Origin of the sequence: Mycobacteroides sp. LB1 (assembly GCF_013449725.1) — a bacterium.
Classification (GTDB): domain Bacteria; phylum Actinomycetota; class Actinomycetes; order Mycobacteriales; family Mycobacteriaceae; genus Mycobacterium.
The window spans coordinates 79,973-105,220 of record NZ_JACCFF010000006.1; the positions used below are offsets into that span (position 1 = coordinate 79,973).

At 62.8% G+C, this 25,248-nt stretch carries 25 protein-coding genes and 2 tRNA genes; 14 read left to right on the forward strand and 13 right to left on the reverse strand.

What is annotated here, in order from left to right; genetic code table 11:
* Positions 1-2: 2 nt before the first annotated feature.
* Genes MLB1_RS20415 through MLB1_RS20425 form a run of 3 tightly spaced genes read right to left on the reverse strand, consistent with a single transcriptional unit; the run spans position 3 to position 2,454 of the window.
* Entirely contained in the window at positions 3-482 is a 480-nt protein-coding gene (locus MLB1_RS20415) for a DUF1003 domain-containing protein (protein ID WP_180751688.1), read from the reverse strand.
* Positions 479-1,768 (reverse strand): magnesium transporter MgtE N-terminal domain-containing protein, encoded by a 1,290-nt coding sequence (locus tag MLB1_RS20420; protein ID WP_180751689.1) that lies wholly within the window; start codon positions 1,766-1,768, stop codon positions 479-481. The genes MLB1_RS20415 and MLB1_RS20420 overlap by 4 nt, the downstream gene beginning before the upstream one ends.
* Positions 1,769-1,827: 59 nt before the next feature.
* Complete coding sequence (locus MLB1_RS20425) at positions 1,828-2,454, reverse strand: TetR/AcrR family transcriptional regulator (RefSeq protein ID WP_180751690.1); 627 nt, start codon at positions 2,452-2,454, stop codon at positions 1,828-1,830.
* 83 nt (positions 2,455-2,537) lie between these two features.
* Between MLB1_RS20425 and MLB1_RS20430 the strand changes: the two genes are divergently transcribed.
* Positions 2,538-3,395, forward strand: a complete 858-nt coding sequence (locus tag MLB1_RS20430) for an SDR family oxidoreductase (RefSeq protein WP_180751691.1) — start codon at positions 2,538-2,540, stop codon at positions 3,393-3,395.
* Complete coding sequence (locus tag MLB1_RS20435) at positions 3,392-4,840, forward strand: NAD(P)/FAD-dependent oxidoreductase (protein ID WP_180751692.1); 1,449 nt, start codon at positions 3,392-3,394, stop codon at positions 4,838-4,840. Before MLB1_RS20430 ends, MLB1_RS20435 begins: the two co-directional genes overlap by 4 nt.
* A 16-nt stretch (positions 4,841-4,856) precedes the next feature.
* Here MLB1_RS20435 and MLB1_RS20440 read toward each other — a convergent pair whose 3' ends face one another.
* The 4 genes from MLB1_RS20440 to MLB1_RS20455 form a co-directional block, all read right to left on the reverse strand.
* Positions 4,857-5,552 (reverse strand): MspA family porin, encoded by a 696-nt coding sequence (locus tag MLB1_RS20440; RefSeq protein WP_180751899.1) that lies wholly within the window; start codon positions 5,550-5,552, stop codon positions 4,857-4,859.
* Between the two features lie 51 nt (positions 5,553-5,603).
* Positions 5,604-6,281: an MspA family porin gene (locus tag MLB1_RS20445; protein WP_180751693.1), complete on the reverse strand. Its 678-nt coding sequence runs from the start codon at positions 6,279-6,281 to the stop codon at positions 5,604-5,606.
* 229 nt (positions 6,282-6,510) lie between these two features.
* Complete coding sequence (locus MLB1_RS20450; RefSeq protein ID WP_180751900.1) at positions 6,511-7,326, reverse strand: aldo/keto reductase; 816 nt, start codon at positions 7,324-7,326, stop codon at positions 6,511-6,513.
* Positions 7,327-7,458: 132 nt separating this feature from the next.
* Positions 7,459-7,534 (reverse strand) — tRNA-Lys (locus MLB1_RS20455).
* A 158-nt stretch (positions 7,535-7,692) separates the two neighbouring features.
* On the opposite strand from MLB1_RS20455, the gene MLB1_RS20460 reads away from it, so the two are divergent.
* Positions 7,693-8,910, forward strand: coding sequence for an Ig-like domain-containing protein (locus MLB1_RS20460; RefSeq protein ID WP_180751694.1), 1,218 nt, complete (start codon positions 7,693-7,695; stop codon positions 8,908-8,910).
* Here the strand turns inward: MLB1_RS20460 and MLB1_RS20465 are convergent, their stop codons facing one another.
* Positions 8,911-9,798, reverse strand: coding sequence for a DivIVA domain-containing protein (locus tag MLB1_RS20465; RefSeq protein WP_180751695.1), 888 nt, complete (start codon positions 9,796-9,798; stop codon positions 8,911-8,913).
* A gap of 670 nt (positions 9,799-10,468) precedes the next feature.
* Between MLB1_RS20465 and MLB1_RS20470 the strand changes: the two genes are divergently transcribed.
* Genes MLB1_RS20470 through MLB1_RS20500 form a run of 7 tightly spaced genes read left to right on the forward strand, consistent with a single transcriptional unit; the run spans position 10,469 to position 16,404 of the window.
* The gene (locus tag MLB1_RS20470; RefSeq protein WP_219603396.1) at positions 10,469-10,906 is read left to right on the forward strand and encodes a DUF2000 domain-containing protein; all 438 of its coding nucleotides are present in this window, start codon (positions 10,469-10,471) and stop codon (positions 10,904-10,906) included.
* A 7-nt stretch (positions 10,907-10,913) separates the two neighbouring features.
* The gene (locus MLB1_RS20475) at positions 10,914-12,320 is read left to right on the forward strand and encodes a phenylacetate--CoA ligase family protein (RefSeq protein WP_180751696.1); all 1,407 of its coding nucleotides are present in this window, start codon (positions 10,914-10,916) and stop codon (positions 12,318-12,320) included.
* Positions 12,320-13,291: a branched-chain amino acid transaminase gene (locus MLB1_RS20480; protein ID WP_180751697.1), complete on the forward strand. Its 972-nt coding sequence runs from the start codon at positions 12,320-12,322 to the stop codon at positions 13,289-13,291. Before MLB1_RS20475 ends, MLB1_RS20480 begins: the two co-directional genes overlap by 1 nt.
* On the forward strand, positions 13,288-13,935 hold the full coding sequence (locus MLB1_RS20485) for a hypothetical protein (protein ID WP_219603397.1): 648 nt from the start codon (positions 13,288-13,290) through the stop codon (positions 13,933-13,935). Before MLB1_RS20480 ends, MLB1_RS20485 begins: the two co-directional genes overlap by 4 nt.
* Entirely contained in the window at positions 13,935-14,279 is a 345-nt protein-coding gene (locus MLB1_RS20490; protein ID WP_180751698.1) for a Dabb family protein, read from the forward strand. The genes MLB1_RS20485 and MLB1_RS20490 overlap by 1 nt, the downstream gene beginning before the upstream one ends.
* Positions 14,276-15,292 (forward strand): ornithine cyclodeaminase family protein, encoded by a 1,017-nt coding sequence (locus tag MLB1_RS20495; RefSeq protein WP_180751699.1) that lies wholly within the window; start codon positions 14,276-14,278, stop codon positions 15,290-15,292. The genes MLB1_RS20490 and MLB1_RS20495 overlap by 4 nt, the downstream gene beginning before the upstream one ends.
* The gene (locus MLB1_RS20500; RefSeq protein WP_219603398.1) at positions 15,289-16,404 is read left to right on the forward strand and encodes a histidinol-phosphate transaminase; all 1,116 of its coding nucleotides are present in this window, start codon (positions 15,289-15,291) and stop codon (positions 16,402-16,404) included. Before MLB1_RS20495 ends, MLB1_RS20500 begins: the two co-directional genes overlap by 4 nt.
* Positions 16,405-16,511: 107 nt before the next feature.
* Here the strand turns inward: MLB1_RS20500 and MLB1_RS20505 are convergent.
* A tRNA-His gene (locus MLB1_RS20505) sits at positions 16,512-16,587 on the reverse strand.
* Positions 16,588-16,616: 29 nt separating this feature from the next.
* Positions 16,617-17,273, reverse strand: coding sequence for an oligoribonuclease (gene orn / locus MLB1_RS20510; RefSeq protein ID WP_180751904.1), 657 nt, complete (start codon positions 17,271-17,273; stop codon positions 16,617-16,619).
* 139 nt (positions 17,274-17,412) lie between these two features.
* On the opposite strand from orn, the gene MLB1_RS20515 reads away from it, so the two are divergent.
* Complete coding sequence (locus MLB1_RS20515) at positions 17,413-18,966, forward strand: helicase HerA-like domain-containing protein (RefSeq protein ID WP_180751700.1); 1,554 nt, start codon at positions 17,413-17,415, stop codon at positions 18,964-18,966.
* Positions 18,967-18,968: 2 nt separating this feature from the next.
* On the opposite strand, the gene MLB1_RS20520 is transcribed toward MLB1_RS20515, so the two are convergent.
* Positions 18,969-19,919: a diiron oxygenase gene (locus MLB1_RS20520; RefSeq protein WP_180751701.1), complete on the reverse strand. Its 951-nt coding sequence runs from the start codon at positions 19,917-19,919 to the stop codon at positions 18,969-18,971.
* 137 nt (positions 19,920-20,056) lie between these two features.
* Between MLB1_RS20520 and MLB1_RS20525 the strand changes: the two genes are divergently transcribed.
* Positions 20,057-20,716, forward strand: coding sequence for a TetR/AcrR family transcriptional regulator (locus MLB1_RS20525; RefSeq protein ID WP_358146705.1), 660 nt, complete (start codon positions 20,057-20,059; stop codon positions 20,714-20,716).
* Here MLB1_RS20525 and cmrA read toward each other — a convergent pair.
* On the reverse strand, positions 20,713-21,516 hold the full coding sequence (gene cmrA / locus MLB1_RS20530) for a mycolate reductase (RefSeq protein WP_180751703.1): 804 nt from the start codon (positions 21,514-21,516) through the stop codon (positions 20,713-20,715). The genes MLB1_RS20525 and cmrA overlap by 4 nt on opposite strands.
* Before the next feature lie 149 nt (positions 21,517-21,665).
* On the opposite strand from cmrA, the gene MLB1_RS20535 reads away from it, so the two are divergent.
* Positions 21,666-22,985 (forward strand): MFS transporter, encoded by a 1,320-nt coding sequence (locus tag MLB1_RS20535; RefSeq protein WP_180751905.1) that lies wholly within the window; start codon positions 21,666-21,668, stop codon positions 22,983-22,985.
* Here MLB1_RS20535 and MLB1_RS20540 read toward each other — a convergent pair.
* Positions 22,982-23,713, reverse strand: coding sequence for an MmpS family transport accessory protein (locus tag MLB1_RS20540; RefSeq protein ID WP_180751704.1), 732 nt, complete (start codon positions 23,711-23,713; stop codon positions 22,982-22,984). The genes MLB1_RS20535 and MLB1_RS20540 overlap by 4 nt on opposite strands.
* 135 nt (positions 23,714-23,848) lie before the next feature.
* On the opposite strand from MLB1_RS20540, the gene MLB1_RS20545 reads away from it, so the two are divergent.
* Positions 23,849-25,243: a cation:dicarboxylate symporter family transporter gene (locus tag MLB1_RS20545; protein ID WP_180751705.1), complete on the forward strand. Its 1,395-nt coding sequence runs from the start codon at positions 23,849-23,851 to the stop codon at positions 25,241-25,243.
* Positions 25,244-25,248: the final 5 nt, after the last annotated feature.

Here is a 25,248-nt window from a genome sequence, read left to right on the forward strand (position 1 = left end):
GTTTACTTCTCGCGAAGCGCTGTGATTGCTTCGTGGAGCTCTTCAAGCTCGCGCCGCAAATAGTCGCGGGTGGCGACCTCGCCCACCGCCAGCCGAAGTGCTGCCAGCTCCCGCGCCAGGTATTCGGTATCGGCCTTGGTCTGTTCGGCCCGGCGACGGTCCTCTTCCAGCGATACTCGGTCGCGGTTCTCCTGGCGGTTCTGGGCCAGCAGGATCAGCGGCGCGGCGTAGGCAGCCTGAGTGGAGAACGCGAGGTTGAGCAGGATGAACGGGTACGGATCCCATTGCATGCTCACCGCGAAGAGATTCAGGATGATCCACACGATGACGAACACCGTCTGCATGGCGAGGTAGCGACCGGTGCCCAGGAACCGGGCGATGTTCTCGCTGACCTGCCCGACCGCTTCCACGTTCAGGCCGAGCGACAGCCCCCGAGAGGTACGTGGGGTGTCGAGCCGCTGGCGTGCCGATGTCTCGCTCACGGGCGGTCACCTCCCAGTACTGGTTCGGGTTCGTCGGCGCGCCAGCCCTCTGGCATCAGGTGGTCCAACACGTCATCGACCGTGACCGCGCCGAGCAAGTGGTTCTCCCTGTCGATAACGGGGCCGCACACCAGGTTGTACGCGGCGAAGTAGCGGGTTACCTCGGTGAGCGGTGCCTCGGCGTCGAGGTGCGGCATATCGGAGTCGAGGATGCCACCCACCATGGCGTACGGGGGCTCGCGCAGCAGTCGTTGCAGATGCACACACCCTAGGTAACGCCCGGTGGGAGTCGCCGTGGGCGGCCTGACCACGAATACCAGCGAGGCCAGTGCCGGGGTCAGATCGGGATTGCGCACGCGTGCAAGGGCTTCGGCGACGGTGGTGCTGGGACTGAGGACTACCGGTTCCGGGGTCATCAGACCGCCGGCGGTATTGGGGGAGTGGGTCAACAGTCGACGGACAGGTTCCGAATCTTCCGGATCCATCAGTGCCAGAAGTGATTCCGCTTCCGCCGGGGGTAGTTCGCCCAATAGATCGGCGGCGTCGTCGGGATCCATTGCCTCCAGCACGTCGGCAGCGCGCTCGTTCTCCAGACTGGTCAGCACGTCGGCCTGGTCGTCCTCCGGCAGCTCCTGGAGAATGTCGGCCAGCCGCTCGTCGTCGAAGGCGCTCAGTACCTCATCGCGCCTCTTCTGCGGCAGGTCCCGGATCGCGTCCGCGACATCGGCGGGCCGCATGCCCTCGAACTGGAGCATCAGCTGAGCCACGCCCTGACCGGGCAGTTCCAGAGTGGAAGCAGTCAGTCCGTGGATGTGAGTCCAGTCGGTTACCTGCACCCCGGAGCGGCGACCCAGCCGCCGCGGGCTGCGCACCGCCACCCGGGTGACCACCCAGTCGCGGGTGCGGGTCTGCTCCAGGCCCAGGTCAACCACTGTCAGGTCGGCGCCCACGAGCTGTTCGAGCTTGGGATCGTCGGTGTGGACTGTGGTGTCGAGCACCTGCCCCAGGACCAGTGCTTCACCGGGGCGCTGGGCGAACCGCCGCAGCGACACATTGCCGGTCGTCAGGGTCACCGAGCCGGGCTCGATGGCGGTGACCCGCAGCATGGGAACGAAGATCCTTCGGCGCGTGAGCATTTCGACGACAAGACCGATGACTCGGGGCTGTTTTCGAGCAACCCCGATGCCGATCACGACATCGCGGACCCGTCCGATTGATTCACCGTCCGGACCAAGAACGACCAGGCCTGAGAGCCTGGCTGCGAACACCTTGCTCACTGCGGCCATGACAGCAAGATTAGGGGGTGGAACCTGAGAGCCGTCCCCCAGTGTCGCCGGGTGGGCGGTTAAGGGCCGATTCCGCCGTACATCAATGCGATGACGGCCGCCGAGAATCGATCGGTGTCCTGCACCTCGCCGCCCCGGGATGCATGCAACCCATTGGCGAGAATCATGCCGGTCACCGCTCGGGCTGTGTTCTCGGTATCGAGATCGGCACGGAGGTAACCTTTTTCGACACCGTGCCGCAGGTAGGCCTCGGTCAGCTGGTCGCTTGTGGAGAGCATGGCGAACACGCGCTCGCGTAACTCGCTGTCAACCGAGCCTGCCTCCAACAGAAGTAGTGGCAGCTTCGGGTTCTCGCGGAACAGGTGGGCGAGAGCAGCGCCGATACGCACCGACTGTCCGCGGTATTGGGCGATATCGTCGGCGAGCCCCGCGGCGTTCTCGGCGCTGATCGCCTGAAAGATCTGTCCGGTGACGTCATCGATGACATGCTCGATGATGTCCCGCTTGCTCTTGAAGTACCGGTAGAAGGTCCCATGACCGATCCCGATTCGTCCGGCGATATCCGCGACGCCCGTCGCGTGATAGCCCTGCTCGGCGAAGCAGGCAAAGGCGGCGTCCAGAATCTCCTGCCGCATCTCGAGCTTCTTGCGCTCGGCGCGGCTGAGTGTGGACGGGCTGGACGTCATACGCGGCAATCCTACCGACCTTGACACTCATCAAGAATGACATATCATTCCGAAACTGACAATCCATTCCGTTGGAGGTTGATGTGAGTCGTTATCCGAGGATCGAGCTGCGCGGCGCGGTGGTGGTTATCACCGGCGGAGCCAGGGGAATCGGGGCCGCGACGGCGCGCCTCTTCGCTGACCAGGGAGCCGATGTCTGGATCGGCGATGTCGATGACGTAGTCGCCAAAGAGACCGCGGAGGGAATCCCGCGAGCGCAGGCCGGCGCCCTCGATGTCACCAAGCCCGAGTCCTGGACCGCGTTTCTTGAGCAGGTGCGCGCCCAATCCGGACCTGTCGACATCTTGATCAACAACGCGGGTGTCATGCCGCTGGGCGGATTCGTCGAAGAAAACGAGCGCACCACCGACTTGATTCTCGACGTGAACGTGCGTGGCCCGCTCAACGGTGCGCGGGCCGCGTTGCCGGAGATGGTGGCGCGCGGGCGCGGACACATCGTGAACGTGGCGTCGATGGCGGGCAAGTTGGCAGTCCCGGGCATGGTCACCTATAACGCCTCCAAGTTCGGTGCTGTCGGACTATCGATTGCGTTGCGCAAGGAGTACGGGAACAGCGGCGTGAGCATCAGCTGCGTGCTACCGAGCGCGGTCCGGACCGAACTCGCCTCGGGTGCGCCGTTGGGGAAGGGTATGCCGACCGTTGACCCAGAAGATGTGGGCGCCGCGATTGTTCGAAGCGTCGACACCCGCCGCGCACAGATCTCGGTGCCGGGCTGGCTCGCGTTCGGTTGGGGACTGGTGGACCTGCTGGTGCCCGAACCCGTTGAGCGACTTGCCCGGCGGCTCATCGACGACCGCCGCGCCCTGACGTCGCTCGACCTGACCGCGCGCGGCGCCTACCTCGAACGGATCGAGCGTCAGAGTAGGGAGCACGAGAAATGAGCAACCAACGCACCCCGAGGGTCATTGTCATCGGCGCGGGCATGGCGGGAATTGCGGTGGGCCACAAGCTCAAAGAGGCCGGATTCGACGATTTCACGATTCTGGAGAAGGGCGATGACGTCGGCGGCGTCTGGTACTGGAACCGCTATCCGGGACTGACATGCGATGTGCCCTCCCAGGCCTATCAGTACCCGTTTGCGCCGAGAACGGACTGGCCCCGCGTCTTCGCCACCGGTAGCGAGATTCAGGCGTATCACCGGCGGGCAGCCGAGGACCTCGGTGTGATGCCGCATATCCGGTGTGGGCAGGAAGTGACGGCAGCCGAGTTCACTGGATCGGGGTGGCGGGTCACCACTGCGGCGGGGGAGATACTCGAATGCGATTTCCTGATCGCCGCCACCGGCGTGCTGCATCACCCGAACATTCCCGATATCCCTGGGCTCGACAGCTTCCGGGGGACGGTGGTGCACACCGCCCGCTGGGATGACTCGGTGGAACTGGAGGGCAAGCGAGTCGCCGCCATCGGAACGGGTTCCACTGGAGTGCAGGTGGTTTCGGCGCTGCAACCGATCGTCAATCAGGTGACGTCCTTTATCCGGACCCCGCAATGGGTGCTGTGGGCACCGATGGGGATGCGGCAGCCGAAGTTCGTTACCAAGGTGTTGGAGGCGTTGCCCACGGAACGTATTGTGCGGTTCAGCGCGCTGACGGGCACCGATGCATTGGTCAACATCGTGACCAAGCCCAACTGGGGGCGGCGTCTGGTGCAGCAGTACGCGCGGGCCTGTCTGCATTTGATCCGCGATAAAGAGTTGCGCCAGAAGCTCACTCCGGATTACGAGCCGCTGTGCAAACGGCAGGTGCTATCCGGGTCATTCCATCGCGCCGTCCAGAAGCCGAATGTCGAGATTGTCACCGACCGTATCGACCGGGTCACGCCAACCGGAATCGTGACGGTCGATGGCGTCGAGCGTGAGTTCGATGTGATTGTGCTGGCTACCGGTTTCCAGGCGCACAACTACATGCGTCCCATGAATCTGGTTGGCAAAGACGGATATTCGATTGAGGAGGCATGGGAGAAGGGGCCCAAGGCCTACCGTATGACCGCTATCCCCGGCTTCCCGAACTTCTTCACCGTGCTCGGTCCCAACTCGCCGACCGGGTCGATCTGGCTTCAGCACACGGCCGAGCGCACCGCCGAATATATCGTCAGCTGGCTTCGTCGTTTCGCCCTCGGTGAGATCACCACGGTTGAGGTGAGCCGTGAGGCTACGGACGAATTCAATGACCAAGCGCGCGAGGCGATGAAACCCACGGTGTGGGCCACCGGCTGTAACTCGTGGTACCTCACTGAGGACGGATCGGTCGACTTGTGGCCATTCGATCGAAAGACCATGGAGCGCATGCTCGCATCTCCCGAGGAGAGCCACTACATCGTGCAGTGAGGCTGGTTGATCCGGATCAGACGGTCTTGGTCACCCCGTAGTAGGCGACGATATCTTGAGTCCCGGTGGTGGAGCTGGTCAGGACCGCGTATGACCGTAGGAAGGACTGTCCGACACATCCGTCGATTTTGATGTGTACGTCCTTGAGAGTGACCCGAGATTCGGTGCCTTTGAATTTCTTCTTGGTCACCGAGACGTTGATGACCTCGCCGGGTTTGGGCCTGACCTCAATGTTGCCTACGAAGGGCATACTGATGTTGCCGAGACCGGATTGGCCTATCGAGGACGATAGGCCAACGCTGCCCGTCAGTCGGACAGAGTTCAGCTCAATGCCGCAGCCGATTTGGTAGCCCGCCTCCACCGTTCCCCCCTTCAGTTTGGTGCTGCCGCTGCCCTTGACGCTGCCGGTGAAGGTGCCTCCAGTGAGGTACTCGCGGGAGGAAACGGCGGTCGTCAGCGGTGGGATCGGCAGTTGGGTCTCCTCCTCGGCGGCGAGCGTCAGCACCCAACCGTCGGGTGTCTTCGCAGTGCTCGGCTCCTCGGAGGCGACGATGCCGTTGTCCAGCGGTGGGCCCGGCTCACCCTCGGCGGGTTGCGGCAGCGCATCGGCGGCGGGTATAGGCGGCGGAGTGGAATCGGGGTCCGCCCGCGCCAGCGGTGCCGTCCCCGCGATTGTGCAGGCCGCAGTCAGTGTGGCAAGAGTTTTGAGCATCATGAGTTTGCCTCTCGGGGCTGAAATGCATTGAACGATATGGGATGTGGCTTATACGGCTTTGGTGGCGCCCATGTAGGTGATCACGTCTTGTGTGTCTTCGGTTGAGCTGGTGAATGTGGCGTAGGAGCGAATGAAGGATTGGCCCACGCAGCTGTCGATCTTGATGCGGAATGCGGTGATTGTCACGCGCGCCGAGGTCTCGCCCTCGAATGCCATCTTGGTGACCGGGATGATGGTCGCGGTCCCCGGTTTGAGCGTAGGGCGAACTTGTGCGAAGACATTGGCACCCACACTGGGCACGCCAACGGGGCTGATTTGTGGCGTGATACCGCCACCGAATCTCAAATCGACCTCGGCTGCCGTTATGCCACAACCGATCTGATATCCGGCTTCCAGAATCCCGTCGGTCAGCGCGGTCTTACCGGAACCCTGGATGGATCCGATGAACGTGCCGCCCACCAAGTACTCGCGGGAGGACAGGGCGGTGGTCAGCGGCGCGACGGGCAACTGAGTCTCGTCCTTGGCCGCGACCACCAGAATCCAGCCGTCGCGTGTACGCAGGGTGCCCGGCTCGGCGGAGGCGACGGCACCGTTGTCGATAGGCGGCACGGAATCGGCGACAGGCTGTTCCGGTAGCGGTTCGCCGCCCGGCGGATTGGCCAGGGCGCTTGGCGCGGCGGCTCCAAGCGTGCAGATGATGGTCAGGGCGACAAGGCTTTTCAGCATGGCGGCATTGCCTCTCAGTTGTCCGACAGCGTCCATCCGCGGGGGATGTCGCGACGCGGCGATGTCCAGTACCCATGAGGGGTACGGGTATCTCCGGAAATTTCTAAGAGAGCCGCATTTCTGGCTGAAGAACAGAAGGCAAACGCAGTATGTAGATCAAGTATCCGTTTCCTGCCGGGACCGTCGACGGCAGGGGATGACGGTCCCGGCAGGCGTGGTGAATCGACTGTTAACGCAGGTTGAACGTCGCGGGATCCGGGCCGATGCGGCCGTCGGGTACGTCGAGTGCGGTGATGCGCTGTACCGCCTCCTCGTCGAGCTCGAATCCGAACACGTCGAAATTAGCCGCAATACGTTCCGGGGTAACCGATTTCGGGATCACCACGTTACCCAGCTGAAGATGCCAGCGCAGGATCACCTGGGCCGGAGTCACGCCGTGGGCTTGCGCGATGGCGCCGATCGTCGGATCCTCCAGGACGGTGCCCTGACCGAGCGGAGACCACGCCTCGGTGGCAATGCCGTATTCGGCATGGAAGGCACGCAGCTCGGGTTGGGTGAACCGGGGGTGTAGCTCGATCTGGTTGAGGGCAGGGACTTCTCCCGTCTCGTCGATCACGCGCTGGAGGTTCTCGATGGTGAAATTGCTGACCCCGATGGCCTTGGCGCGACCATCCGCCTGGATCCGTTGCAATGCTTTGAAGCTCGCCACGTACTCATCGAGCTCGGGCACCGGCCAGTGGATGAGATACAGGTCCACGTAATCGGTGCCCAGGCGCGCCAGGGAGGCGTCAAAGGCGCGCAGCGCGCTGTCATAGCCCTGATCGGAGTTCCACAGCTTGGTGGTCAGGAAGACGTCCCCACGGGAGAGTCCGGAGTCCGCAATGGCGCGGCCGGTGCCCTCCTCGTTGTCGTAGATCTTCGCGGTGTCAATGCTGCGATAGCCGACCTGCAGGGCGGTAAGAACGGCAGCCTGGGCGCCGTCACTGGGTACCTGCCAGACACCGAAACCGAGCTGGGGAATCGTGGTACCGGAATTGAGCGTCACATCGGGGACTTCATAAGGAACCGTCACGGTCAACGCAACGCGACCCGCCGCCGAGTATTCCCGGGCATCTCCACAAAAATGAAACGCCCCGTGCCCAGCCATGGGAACTTGGCTGAGAACGAGGCGTTTCTATGGTGCGCCGTCAGGGGCTCGAACCCCGGACCCGCTGATTAAGAGTCAGCTGCTCTACCAACTGAGCTAACGGCGCGTTAACGTGCGTGGAAGACCTTAGCAGCCTCGGTGCCCGTAACGAAAATTCTAATCCGCGCGATAGCCCGGTCACGTTGATTGAGGTCGTCGCCGACCATCGCGAAGCCGTACAATCATCGCTGAACTTGATGCATAAAGATTCAAAGGGAGCAAAGCATGACCCAGGGTCGTCCACGCCTGCTGGTTGGCGCGCGCCGGCGGTGGACAGCTGCGCTTGCTCTCTCTGTCGTGGCAACCGCTGTACTGGTCGGATGTGCGGGCACTGCGCCCCAGGAACCATCGAAAGTCATTGACAAGGCAACGCCTTACGCCGATCTGCTGGTGCCCAAGTTGGCGATGTCGGTTAAGGACGGAGCCGTCGGTGTGCCAGTTGATGCGCCGGTGACCGTGAGCGCCGGCGAGGGTGTGCTCGGAACCGTCACCATGGTCAACTCCGATGGCAAAGAGATTGCCGGCGAAGTCGGCCCCGACGGTGTGACCTGGTCGACCATCGAACCGCTCGGTTACGACAAGCAGTACACGCTCATCGCGGACGCCCGGGGTCTCGGCGGTGTGGCCCGCGCCAACGCGACTTTCCGCACCCACTCGCCGGACAACATGACGATGCCGTATGTCGTGCCAGGCGACGGTGAGGTGGTCGGGATCGGTCAGACGGTCGCCATCCGGTTCGACGAGAGCATTCCGAATCGGGCCGCGGCCGAGAAAGCCATCAAGATCACCACCAACCCGCCTGTCGAGGGTGCGTTCTACTGGTTGAACAACCGCGAAGTGCGTTGGCGCCCAGAGGCGTTCTGGGAGCCGGGAACATCGGTCGACGTGAAGGTCAACACCTACGGGGTGGACCTGGGCAGCGGTGTCTTCGGGCAGGACAACGTGACATCCCGTTTTTCCGTTGGCGACGCGATCATCAGCCGCGTGGATGACAACAACAAGGTCGTCAACGTCGAGCGCAACGGCGAGATCATCAAAACGATGCCGACCTCGATGGGTAAGGACAAGGCGCCCACCAATAACGGTACCTACATCATCGGCGAGCGGTTCAAGGATCTGATCATGGACTCATCGACCTATGGTGTCGCGGTCAACTCGCCCGACGGGTACCGCACCAAGGTGCAGTACGCCACCCAGATGTCCTACAGCGGGATCTATGTTCATGCCGCGCCGTGGTCTGTTGGAGCGCAGGGTCGCACCAACACCAGTCACGGCTGCCTGAATGTCAGCACTGCGAACGCAAAGTGGTTCTACGAGAACACCAAACGCGGCGACCTCGTGATTGTCTCCAACACCGTGGGGCCGGTGCTTTCCGGCACCGAGGGTCTGGGCGACTGGAACATCCCGTGGTCACAGTGGAAAGCCGGAAACGCGCGGCTATAACTACCCTTCGATGACCTTCTGATCCAGGACTCGCTTGGACGGCACCATGATGATCGACTTCGAGTTGTCGCGATCGCGGTACGCCGACTCCAAGATCGACGGGATGCTTTCGAGCTTGCCGTGCACGCTCATCAGCTGTTCAAGGATTGAGATCCGCTGCTGGCCAACCTCTTCCACGGAGCGACGGGCCTGCTCCAGGCGACGTTCGATCTGCTCGTCGGCTAGCCGCAGGCGGCGATCTGCCTCGTCCCTGGCATCGGTCAGCCGCTTCTCGCACTCGGCCTGGATGCTGCGCCGCTGCTCGTCGACGGCCGACTGGGTCTCGGTGCGCAGCTTGGTCAGCTCCTCGTCCAACTCCGTCTCTGCCTTGTCGCGCCGCTTGTTCTCGGCGGCGCGCAGCCGCTCAGACTCGCTTACCGCCTGGGCGACAATCTGATTGGCTTCCTCACGAGCCCGCGCCATGACCTCGGTGTACTCGGTCTCCAGGGCGCTTTGCCGTGCCGCCATATCGGCGAGCATTTCCTTGTGCTTGGTGCGCATGGCTTCGGCATCGGACTTGGCGGAGGCGACCAGGGCGGCCGACTCGGTGCGCGCCTCGCTCTGCATCTCGGAGACCTCGTCGACGGCGATGCGGAGCATCTTGGCCATCCGGTCGGTCATCGCATGTGCTGACGGTGAGGTGTCGCTGAGAGTGGACACCTCGCCCTTCAGTGAGGTGATCTGATTGGTGGAGTCCTCGAGTCGGCTCTTCAGCGTCTCGACATCGTTCAGCCCCGACTGGTGCATGATCGTCAGCCGGCTGATGTACTCGTTGACCTCAATCGGGTCGTACCCGTTGCGGGTACGGGTGAAGTTCCGAGTGGACTCATTGGTGGTGGTCGCGGTCACGGGTACCCCTTGAAAACAGGTATGGAAGTAGTGGGAAGGCGTTAGCCCGCGAAGAGTATTACACGCGTGCCCACTTCACGTATAGCAGTGTTGGTAAATAGTGGTGCGCTGCGTTGCCAGATTGCCCACCTCTGACATGCCTGGTCATAGCGCTGATATTGGTCGGCGTGTTCAAGAGTGATCAGGGTCAGCATGATGGATACGGATTCGCCACTACTGGCGGGGTTTACGGGTTGAATTTGCTAGCTATTTCTGGCAGAGATCACTGTGGGCGTATGAGGTCGGTACCGTCTGGTTTGCCATAGGCACGGTTTCAGAACGTGCGGCCTATAGAGGTCGTTTCCTGAAACCGATCTTGATTGCGCGAGGCCGGGTAGCGATGACGGGAAAAGCCTGATCGCGGTGTGATCGCCGGTCAAACGAAAACGTCGTCTACCTCGGTAGATGGCGTTCCTGTTGCTTGGGTGATGGTTCGATTTCTACGACCCGGGGCGTCAACGGGTCCTTGTCCACCACCGCACAGACCGAACGCGAAATCGCGTTCTGGCCCACGCCGCCCGGCGGGATCGTGGTTCGCGATGATCGGAGGGCGTTACCGCATTCGAGTAGCCAATTGTGATATTGCACACATGCTGTCGCTGTACACTCGAACCGCTGAAAGGAGCTCCTAGTGCGAGAGCCGGGCATGGCGTTCATTGCAGCGATTCACAAGTCGGTTGTTCTCGTGGACGAAGAGCTCCCCATCGGCCTTTCGGCCAACGCGGTCAGCGTGATCGGAGTCTCGATGGGTCGCGCTTTGGATGGACTAGTCGGTCCGCCACTGGAGAGTCGGGACGGGCACCGGTACCCGGGGGTGGTGCTCGCGCCACTACCGATCCTGGTAGCCCCGCAGATGGAGTTACGCGCAAAATATCTTCGCGCTGCCGACGATCCGGACATGATCGTCTTTCCGTTCAGCAACTTGGCGCAGTCCTGCAAGACCTACGACGAGTACGAGGCGCTCCTTTCGGCCGCTGACAGCGCTGAGATCCCGCTGTCAGCCGTAGGAATCGTCGGGCCACGCAAGAGCGTGAATAAGTTGGCCGGAAGCTTCTCGCTATTGAAGTAGGAGCGGAATGTACGCCTTCTTTCACCCAGAACTCGCAGCAGTAGCGACGCAGGTGTACGACGAACAACTCCGCTACGAGACCGGTGGGTACTCCACCACGTCCGTCGCGGCAGTTCAGCGCGACCGATTGAAATCCGTTCTCGAGTATGCCCATTCGAATTCGACGTTCTACTCGCGTCGCCTGGACGCTTTCGTCGCCGCTCACCCCAACGGATTCGAATTGGCGGACGTTGACCATATTCCCTTCACCACCAAGGACGACCTGCGGACGGCTCGGCACGATATCGCGTCGCAGCCGCTTGAAAAGGCCTGGGTGTACTACGAGACCACAGGAACAACCGGGCCTGCGACGCCCTGCCCGCGCAATGAGATCGACTCGATCGTCAACAACACGGCGCTCATCCTCCGCTATCGGGAGGTGCTGGCGCAGCATGGCGACGTACACATCATCGGCATCATGGGGCCAACCGAACTCCATTCCACGGGGGATACCTTCGAGGACGTCTTCCGGGCGCTCGGGCACACAGTCGTAAAAATGTGGCCACGATCTCCGTTGGTTGGCATCGAGCGCGCGTTGAACCTGATTGAAGATTTAGGGATCACCGCATTGGTGTGTACGCCCGGCGTTGCTGTTGAACTGGCCCGACACCTGATTCGCGCAGGCGAAAGCCCGGCCAAGTTGCGGTTGAAATGTTTGTTCGCCCTCGGCGAGCTGATAACACCGCAACTGCTGGCCAACCTCGGAACAATATGGAACACAACGATATACAACTGTATGTATGCCTCCCAGGAGGCGTCCATCCTGGCAGTGGTTTGTGCTGACGGTAAGCAACGCACGGTCCCGCTGAACAACTACTACGAGCTGATCGACCCGGATACGACTCGCCACATCGAAGTGCCTCTCGACGGCAGCGATGCCAGAGGTGAGTTGGTCGTGACCAATCTCTATCGCGGGCAAAAGCCGCTCATCCGATACCGCACCGGGGACATGGTCGTCGCCAGCGCGACCGGCGACGGTGGCTGGGTGATCGAGCCCGTCGGTCGGGTTCGCGACACGGTAGAGCTCTGCGGCCGAAAGTTCACGGCCTACGAGATCGAAGCTTCGATCTTCGAGCACCTCAATGGCTGCTTGGACTATCAGATCAGCGTGACGGACGGGGAAGGGGGAGAGTTCTTAGACATCGTGATCGAAATCCCTTATGCCAAAGATGATTCGCAGGTCGAACTGCTCGCGCGTCATGTCGAACTCCGCCTCGGTGTGCGCACGACGGTACGACGGGGTGAGACCGACGCACTGACCGGTACGGCCGCGATGGTCAGCTGGAAGGCCGCCCGGTTCCACGATCGCCGATCAACCGGCGTTGACGACGAACGTATTGTCGCGCAACGCCTTGCAGCGAGTCGGCGACAGTGATGCAACGCCTCGACGGGGTGCCGGGCCTGGTCTGCTTCAACGGGCAGCTGATCCCGCGAGACGATGCGCGCATTTCGATCACCAACCAAGCCTTCAACTATGGAACCGGCGTATTCGAGGGAATTCGCGCATATACAAACCACACCCGGTCGGCGCTGAACGTGTTCCGGCTGGAAGACCACATGAATCGTCTCAAGCGGTCGGCGAAGTTGATGCGGCTCGATCTCGATCTGTCGGCCGAGGAAATGTCCACGCTCGTCATCGATCTGCTGACTGCCAACGATGCGCAACATGACACCTACGTGCGTCCGATCGTGTTCAAGTCGGCCCTACTTCCGGGAGTGGGCTTCGGGGTCCGGCTGAGCGGTGTGAGTACCGAGTTCGCGATAACGATGATTCCGATGGGCAGCTACACCAACCCGGCCGGACTGCGGTGCGCGATCAGTACATGGCGCCGTGTGCCGGACGGCGCGCTGCCCGCCTGCGCCAAGATCACCGGCAGCTACGCGAACAACGCACTTGCCATGGAAGACGCCCAATCGGCGGGTCTCGATGACGCACTGCTCCTCAACATGCGGGGCACCCTATCCGAGGCGACCACCTCGAACGTGTTCGTCGTTGTGGGTGGGCGGCTGGTCACACCACCAGTTACCGCGGACATCCTCCCCGGGATCACACGACAAACGGTCATCGAACTGGCCGCGCAAGAACTCGATATGCCCACCCACGAAAGGGAGGTGCGACTCTCCGATCTCTACGACGCTGACGAATGTTTTCTGACCGGCACCGGCGTGGAGGTCGCGCCGGTGATCGAGATCGGCCACCGACCAATCGGTGCCGGCGTTATCGGCCCCATAACCGACGCCGTCCGCGGCGTCTATCGGGACGCAGTTCGGGGCGCACTACCCAAATATCGACATTGGATTACTTCCGCTGCAAGCCTGGCGGATCGACGATTGGTGCAGTCATGAACACGACGGTGCAAGTACCCCACATCCTCGACATAGCTCTGACACCCGGCGAGGCGATGTCAATCGCGACACTCGGACCGGCCGGGACAAGTAGTGAGGCAAGCGCTCAGCATCTGTTGGACTGGGCAGCGCAAGACCACAATGCCCGCGGCGGACCGGTCCAACTTTTTTCGACGTACGAACATGCCAAGGAAGCTGTGCTGACCGCAAGCGCAACGCACTTGCTCGTAGCGAATGCGTATCGGGAAATCAGCAAGTTTTACATGGATCCGAAGTTGAAAATTGCGGCAGCTTATCGCTTCAATACCCCGAATTACGGACTCGCCAAATGCCGCGGTGCGCAGATCCCCTCCCGCATTGTCGTCGCCACCCACCCATCGCCGATTCCGCTGATCGAAGAGCTGCTGCCGGCGGATGTAACTGTCTCTGTCGTAGTCCCCATGTCGTCCACCAGCGCCGCAGCCGCCGCCGTCGACGGCAAGGAAGTGGACGTGGCATTGACCACCGATATCGCCGCGGAGATCTACGACCTGGAGTTCATTTCGAGGACGAGGCCCATCGAAATGTTGTGGACCGTCTTCCGTCTGACCCATAACAGCGTGGAACCGCCACTGGAATCCGCGCATGCGGTGAAGGATGGCTAATGATTCGTCACATCGTGCTGTTCAAACTTCACCCGGCGGTGACTTGGGACGAATCGAGAACCAAGCTGGCTATGGAGTATGCAAACCGCGTCGGTGACGAAGTGCCGGAATTGATGAGCTGGTATGCGGGCCGCAACATTTCGCATCGCCCTGTGGCTTACGACTTCGTCGTGATGGGCATGGTCCGAGACCAACATGATCTGGACCGCTACCTCGTGCATCCGTTCCACCAGAAGGCCATCGAGCGCTGGCGCGAGATCAGCGATTGGGTCATTGCAGATCTGGTCGAGGAGGACGCCGTCACTCTCGTGCGAAACGGCAGAAGTCAGGGAGCCCGGCAATGAACAGCAATGCACTGCACGCGGTCGCTGCTCCACGGTTTCTCGACTACGCCGCCGTAAGGGAAGCCCTGCCGATGGCGGTGGCGATCGACCTGATGGCAGAGGCGATGCGCAGGTACAGCTCAGGTCTGATCACTCAGCCGCTGCGTACCATCGTGCGGCCGGAGACCGAGACGGGACTTCTCGGAGCCATGCCGTGCCATGTCGGCGGCGATGACTTCGCCGGTTTCGGGCTCAAGGTGATGGTGCTCAAACCAGAAAATCCGTCCCGCGGGCTGCCGCTGCATGTCGGTGTCGTGATGGTGTTCGACCCGCAAACCGGGTCACCGTCGGCCGTCATGGACGCAGGTGCGATCACAGAAATTCGGACCGCTGCGGTATCGGCGGTCGCCACCCGTGCCCTGTCCAGACCTAACAGCGGTGATCTCGCGATTTTGGGTGCCGGTGTTCAGGCCCGCAGCCATCTTGAGGCAATCTCGGCAGTGCGTTCGTTGCGACGGGTCCGGATCTGGAACCGGACGCTGGAGCACGCGGTCGAGTATCGGGATTGGGCCTCCACGTGGTTGGGCACACCGGTCGAGATCATGGCCGATCCGGCTGGTGCACTCGATGGAGCAGACCTCATCTGCACGACTATGGCAACCAAAGAGGCCGTCGTCCAGGCTGATTGGCTGAGTACGGGTGCGCACGTCAACGCCGTGGGTGGATCCTTCGCCGATGCCAGGGAGTTCACCTCGGAGGCCGTTGCGCGAACGACCATATTTGTCGACAGTCGAGAATCGGCGCTTGCAGAGTCGGGCGATCTCCGGAATCCGCTGCAGGAAGGGCTGGTACAGCCCACCGATCTGGTAGCGGAGCTGGGCGAGGTGCTGCTAGGAAAGCATCCCGGCCGAACGAGGGACAGCGAGATCACTTTCTTCAAATCCCTCGGTCTCGCCGTGGAGGACATCATGTCAGGGCTCTACGTTGCCCAAGTCTTGGACAGGTCGAGCGCGGGCACCGGAGACCAACTGTGAGGGTTTCGACGGAGCGGGACGAGCAGGCCGGCATCCACGGCGGATGGGAGGGGCCGGTACCACGCGCGGCATTGCAGACCGTGCCCCTCTATGTGCCGAAGCCGCCGCAACCGCGCGTCGGAGCGGAGTCGCATCGACTGTTCCTCAACGAGAATCCCTATCCGCCGCTGCCGTCGGTGATCGCGGTGATTGCCGGCGCCGCGGCCGAGATCAACAGGTATCCGGAGATCGCACCCACACAGCTCGTCGCGCGGCTCGCGAAACACCTCGACGTTCCTGAATGTCACGTCGTCACCGGGCCTGGGATTATGGGGATCTACCAACAAATTTCTCAGGCTGTATTGCGTCCGGGTGACGAAATCATCTATGCCTGGCCGTCTTTCGAGGCCTACCCGATTGTTACCAACGTGGCGGACTGTGTGGCACGCGAGGTGCCGCTACTTGGCGGCCGACACGACCTCGCCGCGATGGCGGCGCAGGTCACGACGCGAACTCGAGCGGTATTTATCTGCAACCCCAACAATCCCACGGGAACGGTCGTCTCGGGGAGTGAGCTCGAAGCCTTCGTTGCAGACCTTCCGAAAACGGTGTTGGTGGTGATCGACGAGGCGTATGCCGAATTTATACCGGATCATCGAGGCCCTTCGGGGGTTGACCTCTATCGCAAACATCAGAATGTCGTCGTGCTGAGAACCTTCTCGAAAGCCTATGGACTCGCGGGACTACGCGTGGGGTACGGGCTGGCACATGAGCTACTCGCCGACGCCTTCCGGAAATGCGCCGTGCCGTGTGGCGTGAGCTCCATCGCGGTCGCCGCCGCTCTGAAATCACTGACACTCGAGGATGAATTGTTCGAGCGCGTGCGGAAGATCTCCCTGGAACGTGACCGACTATGGAAAGTCCTCGGTGTACTGGGAATCGACACGCCACCGAGCGGCGCGAACTTCCTGTGGTTGGGCGTCGGGTCCGCAGCTGCAACGCTCAGCGCGCAACTCGAGGCGGAAGGCGTCATGGCGCGACTGATATCCGGCCACGGAATCAGGTTGACGGTGGGAAACGAGCGCAGCAACTCCCACGTCGAGCAGGTACTCACGACGATAATGGCCGCCTAGATAGCCAGGTGCAGCGGACGGCCTGTCGTTTGGTTTGCCTGGGTGTACGAGGTGGCAAGTGCTCGTGAATACAAAAGGTGGGAGGACAAAAATGCCCTCCCACCTGCTGGGGTGGCTGACGGGGCTCGAACCCGCGACATCCAGGATCACAACCTGGTGCTCTACCAGCTGAACTACAGCCACCATTGCCGCGCGAAGCGGCGTGGACGATCTTAACCGGTGGCGGTGCCTTCAGCCGAATCGTTATCCGGCGAGTTGGCCGAAGCGGCATCCAGCTCGGCCACGATTGCGACAAGATCGCTGGTCGTAGGTCCGGGATCGGGTACGAAGGCTGCGCGACGGTAATAGCGCAGCTCTCGGATCGACTCTTTGATATCGGCGAGGGCCCGGTGCGCCAGGCCCTTGTCCGGCTGTCCGAAGTAGATCCGCGGGTACCAGCGGCGGCACAGCTCCTTGATGGAGCTGACGTCGATCATCCGGTAGTGCAGGTAGCCGTCGAGCTGTGGCATATCCCGCGCGATGAATCCGCGGTCGGTGCCGATGGAGTTCCCGGCCAGGGGAGCGACCTTGGCCGACGGCACGTGCTTACGGATGTAGTCGAGCACCAGTGCCTCGGCCTCCGCCAGGGTGACCGTCGACTTGCGGACCTCATTGGTGAGCCCGGACTTGGCGTGCATGTCCGCGACCACCGGAGGCATCGCGGCGAGGGCCGCGTCATCGGCGTGAATGACGAGGTCGATGCCCTCGCCGAGGATGTTGAGGTCGCCATCGGTGACCAGGGCGGCGATCTCGATCAGCTTGTCGGAGCCGAGATCAAGCCCGGTCATCTCGCAGTCGATCCAGACCAGTTCTTCACGTGGGGCACTCACAGTCTGACCACAGTAGCGGTACCCGCGATCCGTGAGTGCGACGTCGGTGCGGAAATTCGCAGGCAGTTTCAAGCAGAAACTCGCGGTGACGTCGCACTCGGCGATGACGGCAAGTGTCCGGGGCATTAGGGTCGTGGCCATGGCCGAGCAGACCACCGCGGGAACCACGCCCGCACAGCAGATCGCCGCCGGATACGCCACCACAGGTCAAGCACTTGAACTGGGGTCGGTCGTTGTCGATGGCACCGTGGACCCGGCCGCGCGCATCCGCATCCCGTTGGCCACCCTCAACCGGCACGGCCTGATCGCCGGAGCCACCGGTACCGGGAAGACCAAGACACTCCAGGTGATTGCCGAACAGCTCAGCGCCGCGGGAGTTCCCGTCGTGATGGCTGACGTCAAGGGTGACCTGTCCGGTCTGTCCAAGCCGGGCGAGGCGAACGATAAGACCGCCGCCCGCGCCAAGGACACCGGAGACGACTGGGCGCCCTCGTCGTTCCCCATCGAGTTCATGTCCCTCGGGACGACCGGCATCGGCGTCCCGATCCGCGCCACCATTCACAGCTTCGGTCCCATCTTGCTATCGAAGGTGTTGGGGCTCAACGCTACCCAGGAGTCGACGCTGGGCCTGATCTTCCACTGGGCAGACCAGCAGGGGTTGGCACTGCTGGACCTCAAGGACTTGCGTTCGGTCATCACCTACCTCACCGGCGATGAGGGCAAGGCCGATCTGAAGTCGATCGGCGGCGTGTCGGCCGCGACGGCTGGAGTGATCCTGCGCGCGCTGGTGAATCTGGAGGCCGAGGGTGGTGACACCTTCTTCGGGGAACCCGAGATCGAGCCCGCCGACTTGATGCGTACAGCCGGCGGCCGCGGGATCATCACCCTGCTCGAGTTGGGCGCCCAGGCGGCACGGCCGGCGTTGTTCTCCACGTTCCTGATGTGGATTCTGGCCGACCTGTTCACCGTCCTGCCCGAGGTGGGTGATGTCGACAAGCCCAAGCTCGTCTTCATCTTCGACGAAGCGCACCTGCTGTTCGCCGACGCCTCGAAGGCGTTCTTGGAGCAGGTCGAACAGACGGTGAAGCTGATCCGCTCCAAGGGGGTGGGTGTCTTCTTCTGTACCCAGCTGCCCACCGATATCCCCAACGATGTGCTGTCGCAGCTCGGTGCGCGGATCCAGCATGCGTTGCGCGCCTTCACCCCTGATGACCAAAAGGCGCTCACCAAGACCGTTCGTACGTATCCCAAGACCGATGTGTACGACCTGGAGAAGGCGCTGACCTCGCTGGGGATCGGTGAGGCCATCGTCACCGTGCTCTCCGAGGTGGGCGCCCCGACTCCTGTGGGTTGGACCAGGATGCGGGCACCGCGTTCCCTGATGGGTGCCATTGGCGATGACGCGATCAAGGCGGCCGCCGCGGCGAGCCCGTTGCAACCCAAGTACGGGCCGACCATCGACCGCGAATCGGCCTACGAACGCCTCGCCGCCAAGACTGCCCCGCCGCCTCCGCCTGTCGATGCTCCGGCGCCCGCCGACGCGCCACCGCCTCCCGCCGAGCCCGAGGGGCCCAGCATGGTCGAGAAGGTGCTCGGCAACTCGGCGGTCAAGAGCTTCCTGCGCTCGGCGGCCACCGCCGCCGGACGCGAATTGTCCCGCAGCATTTTCGGCACCGGTCGGCGCCGCCGCTGAGGCTAGGCGGCCGCCGCCTTGGCTGACCTCGGGACAAAGTCCACGGGCAGCATGCGTGAGCGCCGCCAGAGGTACTGGACCAGCTGGCCCTCAATCATGTTGGCCTCGTCCATGACCCGCACGAGGCGTTCGCCGAAGAACCTCAGGTTCGCGTGATAGTGCGGATTGCGCAGTGCGGCCCACGCCGTCCGCAGCGGCGGAAGACCTGCATCGCGGTATACGGCCGGCTGCACCATGACCAGCGGAACCACTGACGCACCCGCGGCAACGATCAACCGCTCCACGGCCAGTCGGGCGCGGCCGGTTTTCTCGACGGCACGGTTCAAGGCCACCCGCGCGTAGCTGATATGCCGAGCTTCCTCGATGACGTGGATCTTGGCTATTGCCCGGGTGCGCGGCTGGAGGGTCTCATCGTTCATGGTCTGGCGCTGCAACCGGTCCAGTATTTCCTCGACCATGAGCATCATCGAGAAGATCGTCGCGGATAGTGGTGCGAGCGCGGTGGCGCCCACCAGGGCTCGGGCAATCATGGGCGGGTCGTAGCTGCGGTCGCTGAGTGTGTTGATCTGGCGGCCGAACATCACCGAGTGGCGACACTCGTCGGCGACCTCGGTCAGCGCGTATTGCGCTGTGGCACTGCGGGGATCACTGACCGAGGCGAGCTTGAGCATGGGATGCATCAACGCGCTCTCGGCGAGGATGCCCCAGCTGGCCAGGGCCGACGCCTCCAGGCGCCCAAGCTGAATCTTCTCTTCCTCGGTCAACTGGTCGAAGATCTTCGTGCCGTATAGCGAGATGTACTTATCGGGTACATAGCGCAGGCCGGGAACATCGGGCGCATCCCAGTCGATGTCTACCACCGGGTCGTAGGAGCGCTCGACCGACGAGCGCAGGAGCCGAACCGCGGTGCGTTCGACGGCTGATTCGTCCAGGGTGATGGGTGTTTCTGACATGAGATGCCTCCCGCGGTTCAGTGGCCGGCTACCCGCCCTGCTGTATGTAGTACCAAAAAGTACCGGGTACTTACGGTAGCGTCAATGGCATGCCAGTTAGCGGTGATGCCCGGCGTGACCGCTGGGCGCAGCACAAGGTGCGAGTGCGCCGGAAATTCATCGCCGCCGCGCTGGTTGCGATAGAGCGGAACGGCCCGTCGGCAACTGTGGAGGATGTCGTTCGCGTGGCTCACTCCGCTAAACCCAAGCTGTACAGGCATTTTGAGGACCGCGCCGATCTCTTCGACTCGGTGGCGCAGACCATGGTGGCGGCGCTTCGGCGCCAGCTGACGGCGGCCGTTGATATACGCACCGCGCCGCGTGAGTCCGCGCAGCGCGCCGCATCCCGCCTCATCGAGCTGGTGGAACGGTTCCCGGAGTCATCGCGCTTTCTCTTTGAGCACCAGATGGTGAGCGTGCGCAGGAAGCCCGCTCCGGCGCTGCGAGAAGGCGGGGCCATCGCCGAACTTGCGGCGACGATCTCGTCGTTTCTGGAGCGCGTCAATGTGCACCCGGCCGGTGCCGATCAGCTGGCCGCCGGATTGATCGGCACAGCGGCCACCACGGCGATATGGCTAGTGGCCCGGGATGCCACACCGGATGAGGCCGCCAGCGGGCGCCTCGCCGAGACGCTATGGGCCTCGGTCGACGTGTTTCTGCGGTCTAAGGGTGTCATCGTCGACGCGGACCGGGCGCTCGACCCCGGAAAGGCGGAGACTGCTCGGGCGGCGTTACTGGACCTGCGGGGCGACGGTTAGTCGCCAAGCTTCTTGTAGAAGCTGCCCACTATCGGGGCGACGATGGCACGGGGGGCATAGCCCGCGGCCACCGACATCGCCTTGGATGTGATACCGGGGACGACACGCATTTTGTTGCGTTCCAAAGCATCCAGCGAGACCCGTGCGGTGTACTCACCATTGATCCACAAGAAGTCCGGCACCACCTTGTCGACGATCGACGCCTCCGCGGGATCGGGTTCGACGGTTCGCACCGGCCCGGGCGCCAGCAGCGTGACGTGCACACCGGTGCCCTTGAGCTCACCACGCAACGACTCGGAGAAGGTGTTTGCAAATGCCTTGGTCGCCGCATAGGTGGCGTTGTTGGGAATGGGGGAGTTGCCTGCCGCCGATCCCGAGGTCAGGATGCCGCCGGCCCCGCGCTTGAGCATGCCGGGCAGCACTGCCAACGTAAGGTCATGTACTGCAACAGCGTTGAGCAGCACCTGCTTACGCTCACCCTCGGGATCCAGCGTGCGGATCGGTCCGAACGTCGCCGTCCCGGCGTTATTGCACAGGATCGAGATGTTGCGTTCGGACAGTTCCTTGCACAGTGCCTCGCGGGCGCCGCTGTCGGCGAGGTCCACCGCGCGTACCTCGACGATCACCCCGGTCTTCTCGGTCAGGGTGTTGGCCAGGTCGTTGAGGATCTCGCCGCGGCGGGCGGTGATGATCAGGCTGTGTCCACGGGCGGCAAGCTCTTCGGCCAGCGCCGCGCCGATCCCTTGGGAGGCGCCGGTGACGACGGCGCGGGCATCGGGGCTGGGGGCGGGTATCGGCATGGGGCAATCGTAAAGGGTTTGCGAAGAGCGTCAGGCGGCGATGAGCGCTTGCGGGGAAGAGCGCCGGGCCGGGATCGGTCGCCAAGCTACGCTGGTCGGTGATGAGCATGCCTGGGGTCGACGGGCCCGTAGGGCGTAGCGACGAAGTAGTGGACACCCTCTCCGCACGCGGTCGAATAGCCGCGTGGGCGTCGTTCGATTGGGGCTCTGCGGCCTTCAACACCGTCATCGTGATGTTCATCTTCACGCCGTACCTGACCGGTCGCGTGGGTGCGGGGATGCCCGACGGTGTGCCGCAAGGCCTACTCGGCTGGATGATGGGCCTGGGCGGGTTGCTGGTCTTCCTGCTCGCACCGCTGACCGGCGTGTGGGCAGATACCCCACAGCGTCGACGCACCGCATTGGCCGTGCTCACCACCCTGGTAGTGGTGGTCTCTACCTCAATGAGCCTGGTGCGCCAGGACAATCGCTACCTTTGGCTGGGCCTCGGGTTGTATTGCGCGGGTTCGGTGTTCAACGAGCTGGCGCAGGTGCCCTATAACGCGATGCTGCATTCGCTCACCACACCGGCCAACGCATCCCGTGTCTCGGGATTCGGCCTGGCGGCCGCCTATATCGGCGGTGTCGTGGTCCTACTCGTCTGCTACGTATTTTTCATCTCCGGAGACGGGCCGACGCGTGGCCTCCTTCAGATATCGGCAGCCGACGGTTTCGATGTGCGTGTGTCAGTCGTGTTGGCGGCGGCATGGTTCGCGGTGTTTGCTCTGCCGTTGGTGCTCACTCGACCGGTTGTCGATCTGGGGGCTCCGCCTCCCAGCTCGCCCGGACTGCTCGGGGTGTATCGGGAGTTGTGGCGCGATGTCGTCGAGCAGTGGCACCTGGATCGGCGAATCATCTATTTCCTCATCGCCAGTGCGATCTTCCGCGATGGGCTGGTGGCAATGTTCGCGCTGACCCCGGTTATCGCGAACGCGGTGTTCCATTTGTCCGGTGCGGACATCACGCTTTTCGGGGTGGCCGCGAATGTGATGGCGGCAGTCGGCGCGGTTCTGGGGGGCTTGATCGATACCCGGTTCGGTTCCAAGCGGGTCATCATCGGCTCGCTCGCGGCAATAGTCACCCTCGGCACCGCGATGATGTGCATGTCGGGTCCGTCGGCATTCTGGATCTGTGGGCTCGCGATCGCGGTCTTCGTCGGGCCTCCTCAGTCAGCGGCCCGCACGCTGGTGTTGCGGATGGCCCCGGCCGGTCGGGAGGCGTTTGTCTTCGGTCTGTACACCATGACGGGTCGCGCCGTCTCGTTCGTCGGCCCCTGGCTGTTCGCCACCTTCGCGCTGGTGTTCCACGCGACCCGTGCTGGTATCGCCGGGCTGGTGTTGATGATCGGGTTGGGAATGGTGGTGCTGACTTTCGTGAAGGTGCCGCGTTATGACCCTGTCAGCGGTCGAAACGTCAGCGACGCAAGCTAGCCCGCACTGCTGCAGGTGGCCATCTTCCCCGAGGTGGTGCTCTTCTGTGTCCCGTTGATCACCAGCGAGCAGGACACCTCATGAGAGAAGTCGGAACCGATCACCATCGCGGTCTCTAGCTGCTGGGGGCTCAGCTTGACCTCCTTGCGCCAGGGCAGCTTGACGTTGAACTCCGTCTGCAGCGACCCGGTGGTGTCGATGTAAGTGATGTTGAAGGCGTATCCCGTACCGCCGACCTCGTAGACCACGGTTTCTGTCGCGGCTTGGCTTCCTTGAGTCGGTGGATTCACCGGGATGGGCGGGATGGTGAAGCTTGGTATCGACGGGATGTGCGGCATGGTGGGCGCGGTCGTCGTCTGGGTCCGGGTGGACGGCGTCGCGACAACCGTTGGCTGCCTGTCGTCTTCGCGCTGGATCAGGACGAATAGCGTGATGATCAGCGCGATGATGACCACCAGCGCGCCGAGGCCGACCACCCACAACCAGAACGTATTCGATCGTCGCGGCGGCTCAGGATCCTGCGGCGGAGGGCCATAGGAACCGTATTGCTGCGGCAGCACCGCCGTTTGGTTGGGCTGGGCGGTGCTGGACAGCGCGGGATACTCGTATGCCTGCGAGGCGTAGGCCGGGTCGTCCGGGTAATCCAGCGGCTGGTTGGACTGCGGCCACGAACCGTATGACGCGGATCCGCCCGAGGCGGCCGCATCGGTGCGGCGGTTGCTGTCCATGGCCGCAAGGGTACCCGTCAAGCCATCAATGCAGGTGAAAGCAGGTCAGATGTGTTTTCGGCGGTTCGTCGCGGGACGTCGCCGAATGGCGACAATCGGCTGTGATCCCAGTCACCGTGCGGCACGATAGGGCACATGACAGTGCCCGAATCGCCTGCCGCTCCCGAGTCGACGCCGAAACCCAAAAAGGACCGAACGCATTGGTTGTATATCGGGGTTATCGTCGCGGTGGTACTCGGTGTGATCGTCGGCATGTTGTGGCCGGGGTTTGGAAAATCGGTCGGTGTGCTCGGCGAGATCTTCGTCAGCCTCATCAAGATGATGATCAGCCCGGTGATCTTCTGCACGATCGTGCTGGGCATCGGATCGGTGCGCAAGGCCGCCAGTGTGGGACGGGTCGGTGGGTTGGCGTTCGTGTACTTCCTGGCGATGTCGACCGTCGCCTTGGCCATCGGGCTCGTCGTGGGCAACCTGCTGAAGCCCGGCACTGGCATGCATGTGTCGGGGGCGAACCAAGCAGCGGGCGCCAAGTTCGCCGACCAGGCCCACGCGGCCGGCGGCAGCTGGCATTTCATCAAATCGATTGTGCCGGAGACCATGTTCTCCGCGCTGACCTCCGGCAGTGTGCTGCAGACGCTGTTCATCGCACTGCTGGTCGGGTTCGCGGTGCAGGCCCTGGGCGCCACCGGTGAATCGATTGTGCGCGGTATCGGGATGCTGCAGAAGCTGGTCTTCAAGGTGCTCATCATGGTGCTGTGGCTGGCACCCATCGGCGCCTTCGGCGCCATCGCGAATGTGGTGGGCCAGACCGGGTGGGAGGCCGTGACCCAACTCGGCGAACTGATGCTCGGTTTCTACGCAACATGCGTGATCTTCATATTCGGTGTGCTGGGGACACTGCTGTGGGTGGTATCCCGGGTGTCGATCTTCAAGCTGGTGCGCTACCTGGCGCGCGAGTACCTGCTGATCGTGTCGACGTCGTCCTCCGAATCGGCACTACCGCGGCTGATCGCCAAGATGACGCACTTGGGCGTCGAGAAGTCGACGGTGGGAATCGTTGTCCCGACCGGGTATTCATTCAACTTGGACGGGACTGCGATCTATCTGACGATGGCTTCGTTGTTCGTTGCCGACGCGATGGGTAAGCCACTGTCGTTAGGGGAGCAGATCTCGCTGCTGGCATTCATGATTATCGCTTCCAAGGGTGCCGCCGGGGTGACCGGCGCCGGAATGGCCACGCTCGCAGGTGGATTGCAAAGCCACCGTCCGGAACTCGTCGACGGTGTCGGCATGATTGTCGGTATCGACCGGTTCATGTCCGAGGCGCGGGCGTTGACCAACTTCTCCGGTAATGCGGTGGCCACACTGCTCATCGGGACCTGGACCAAGACCACGGACCGCGACCGGATCACGACCGTGCTTTCGGGTGCCGATCCGTTCGACGAGACAACCATGCTCGACGATCACGCCGGCAGCGACACCGTGGAGGCCCCTGCCCCTGCCGAGAAGGCAGCCGCCACGACTGGCTGATCGCG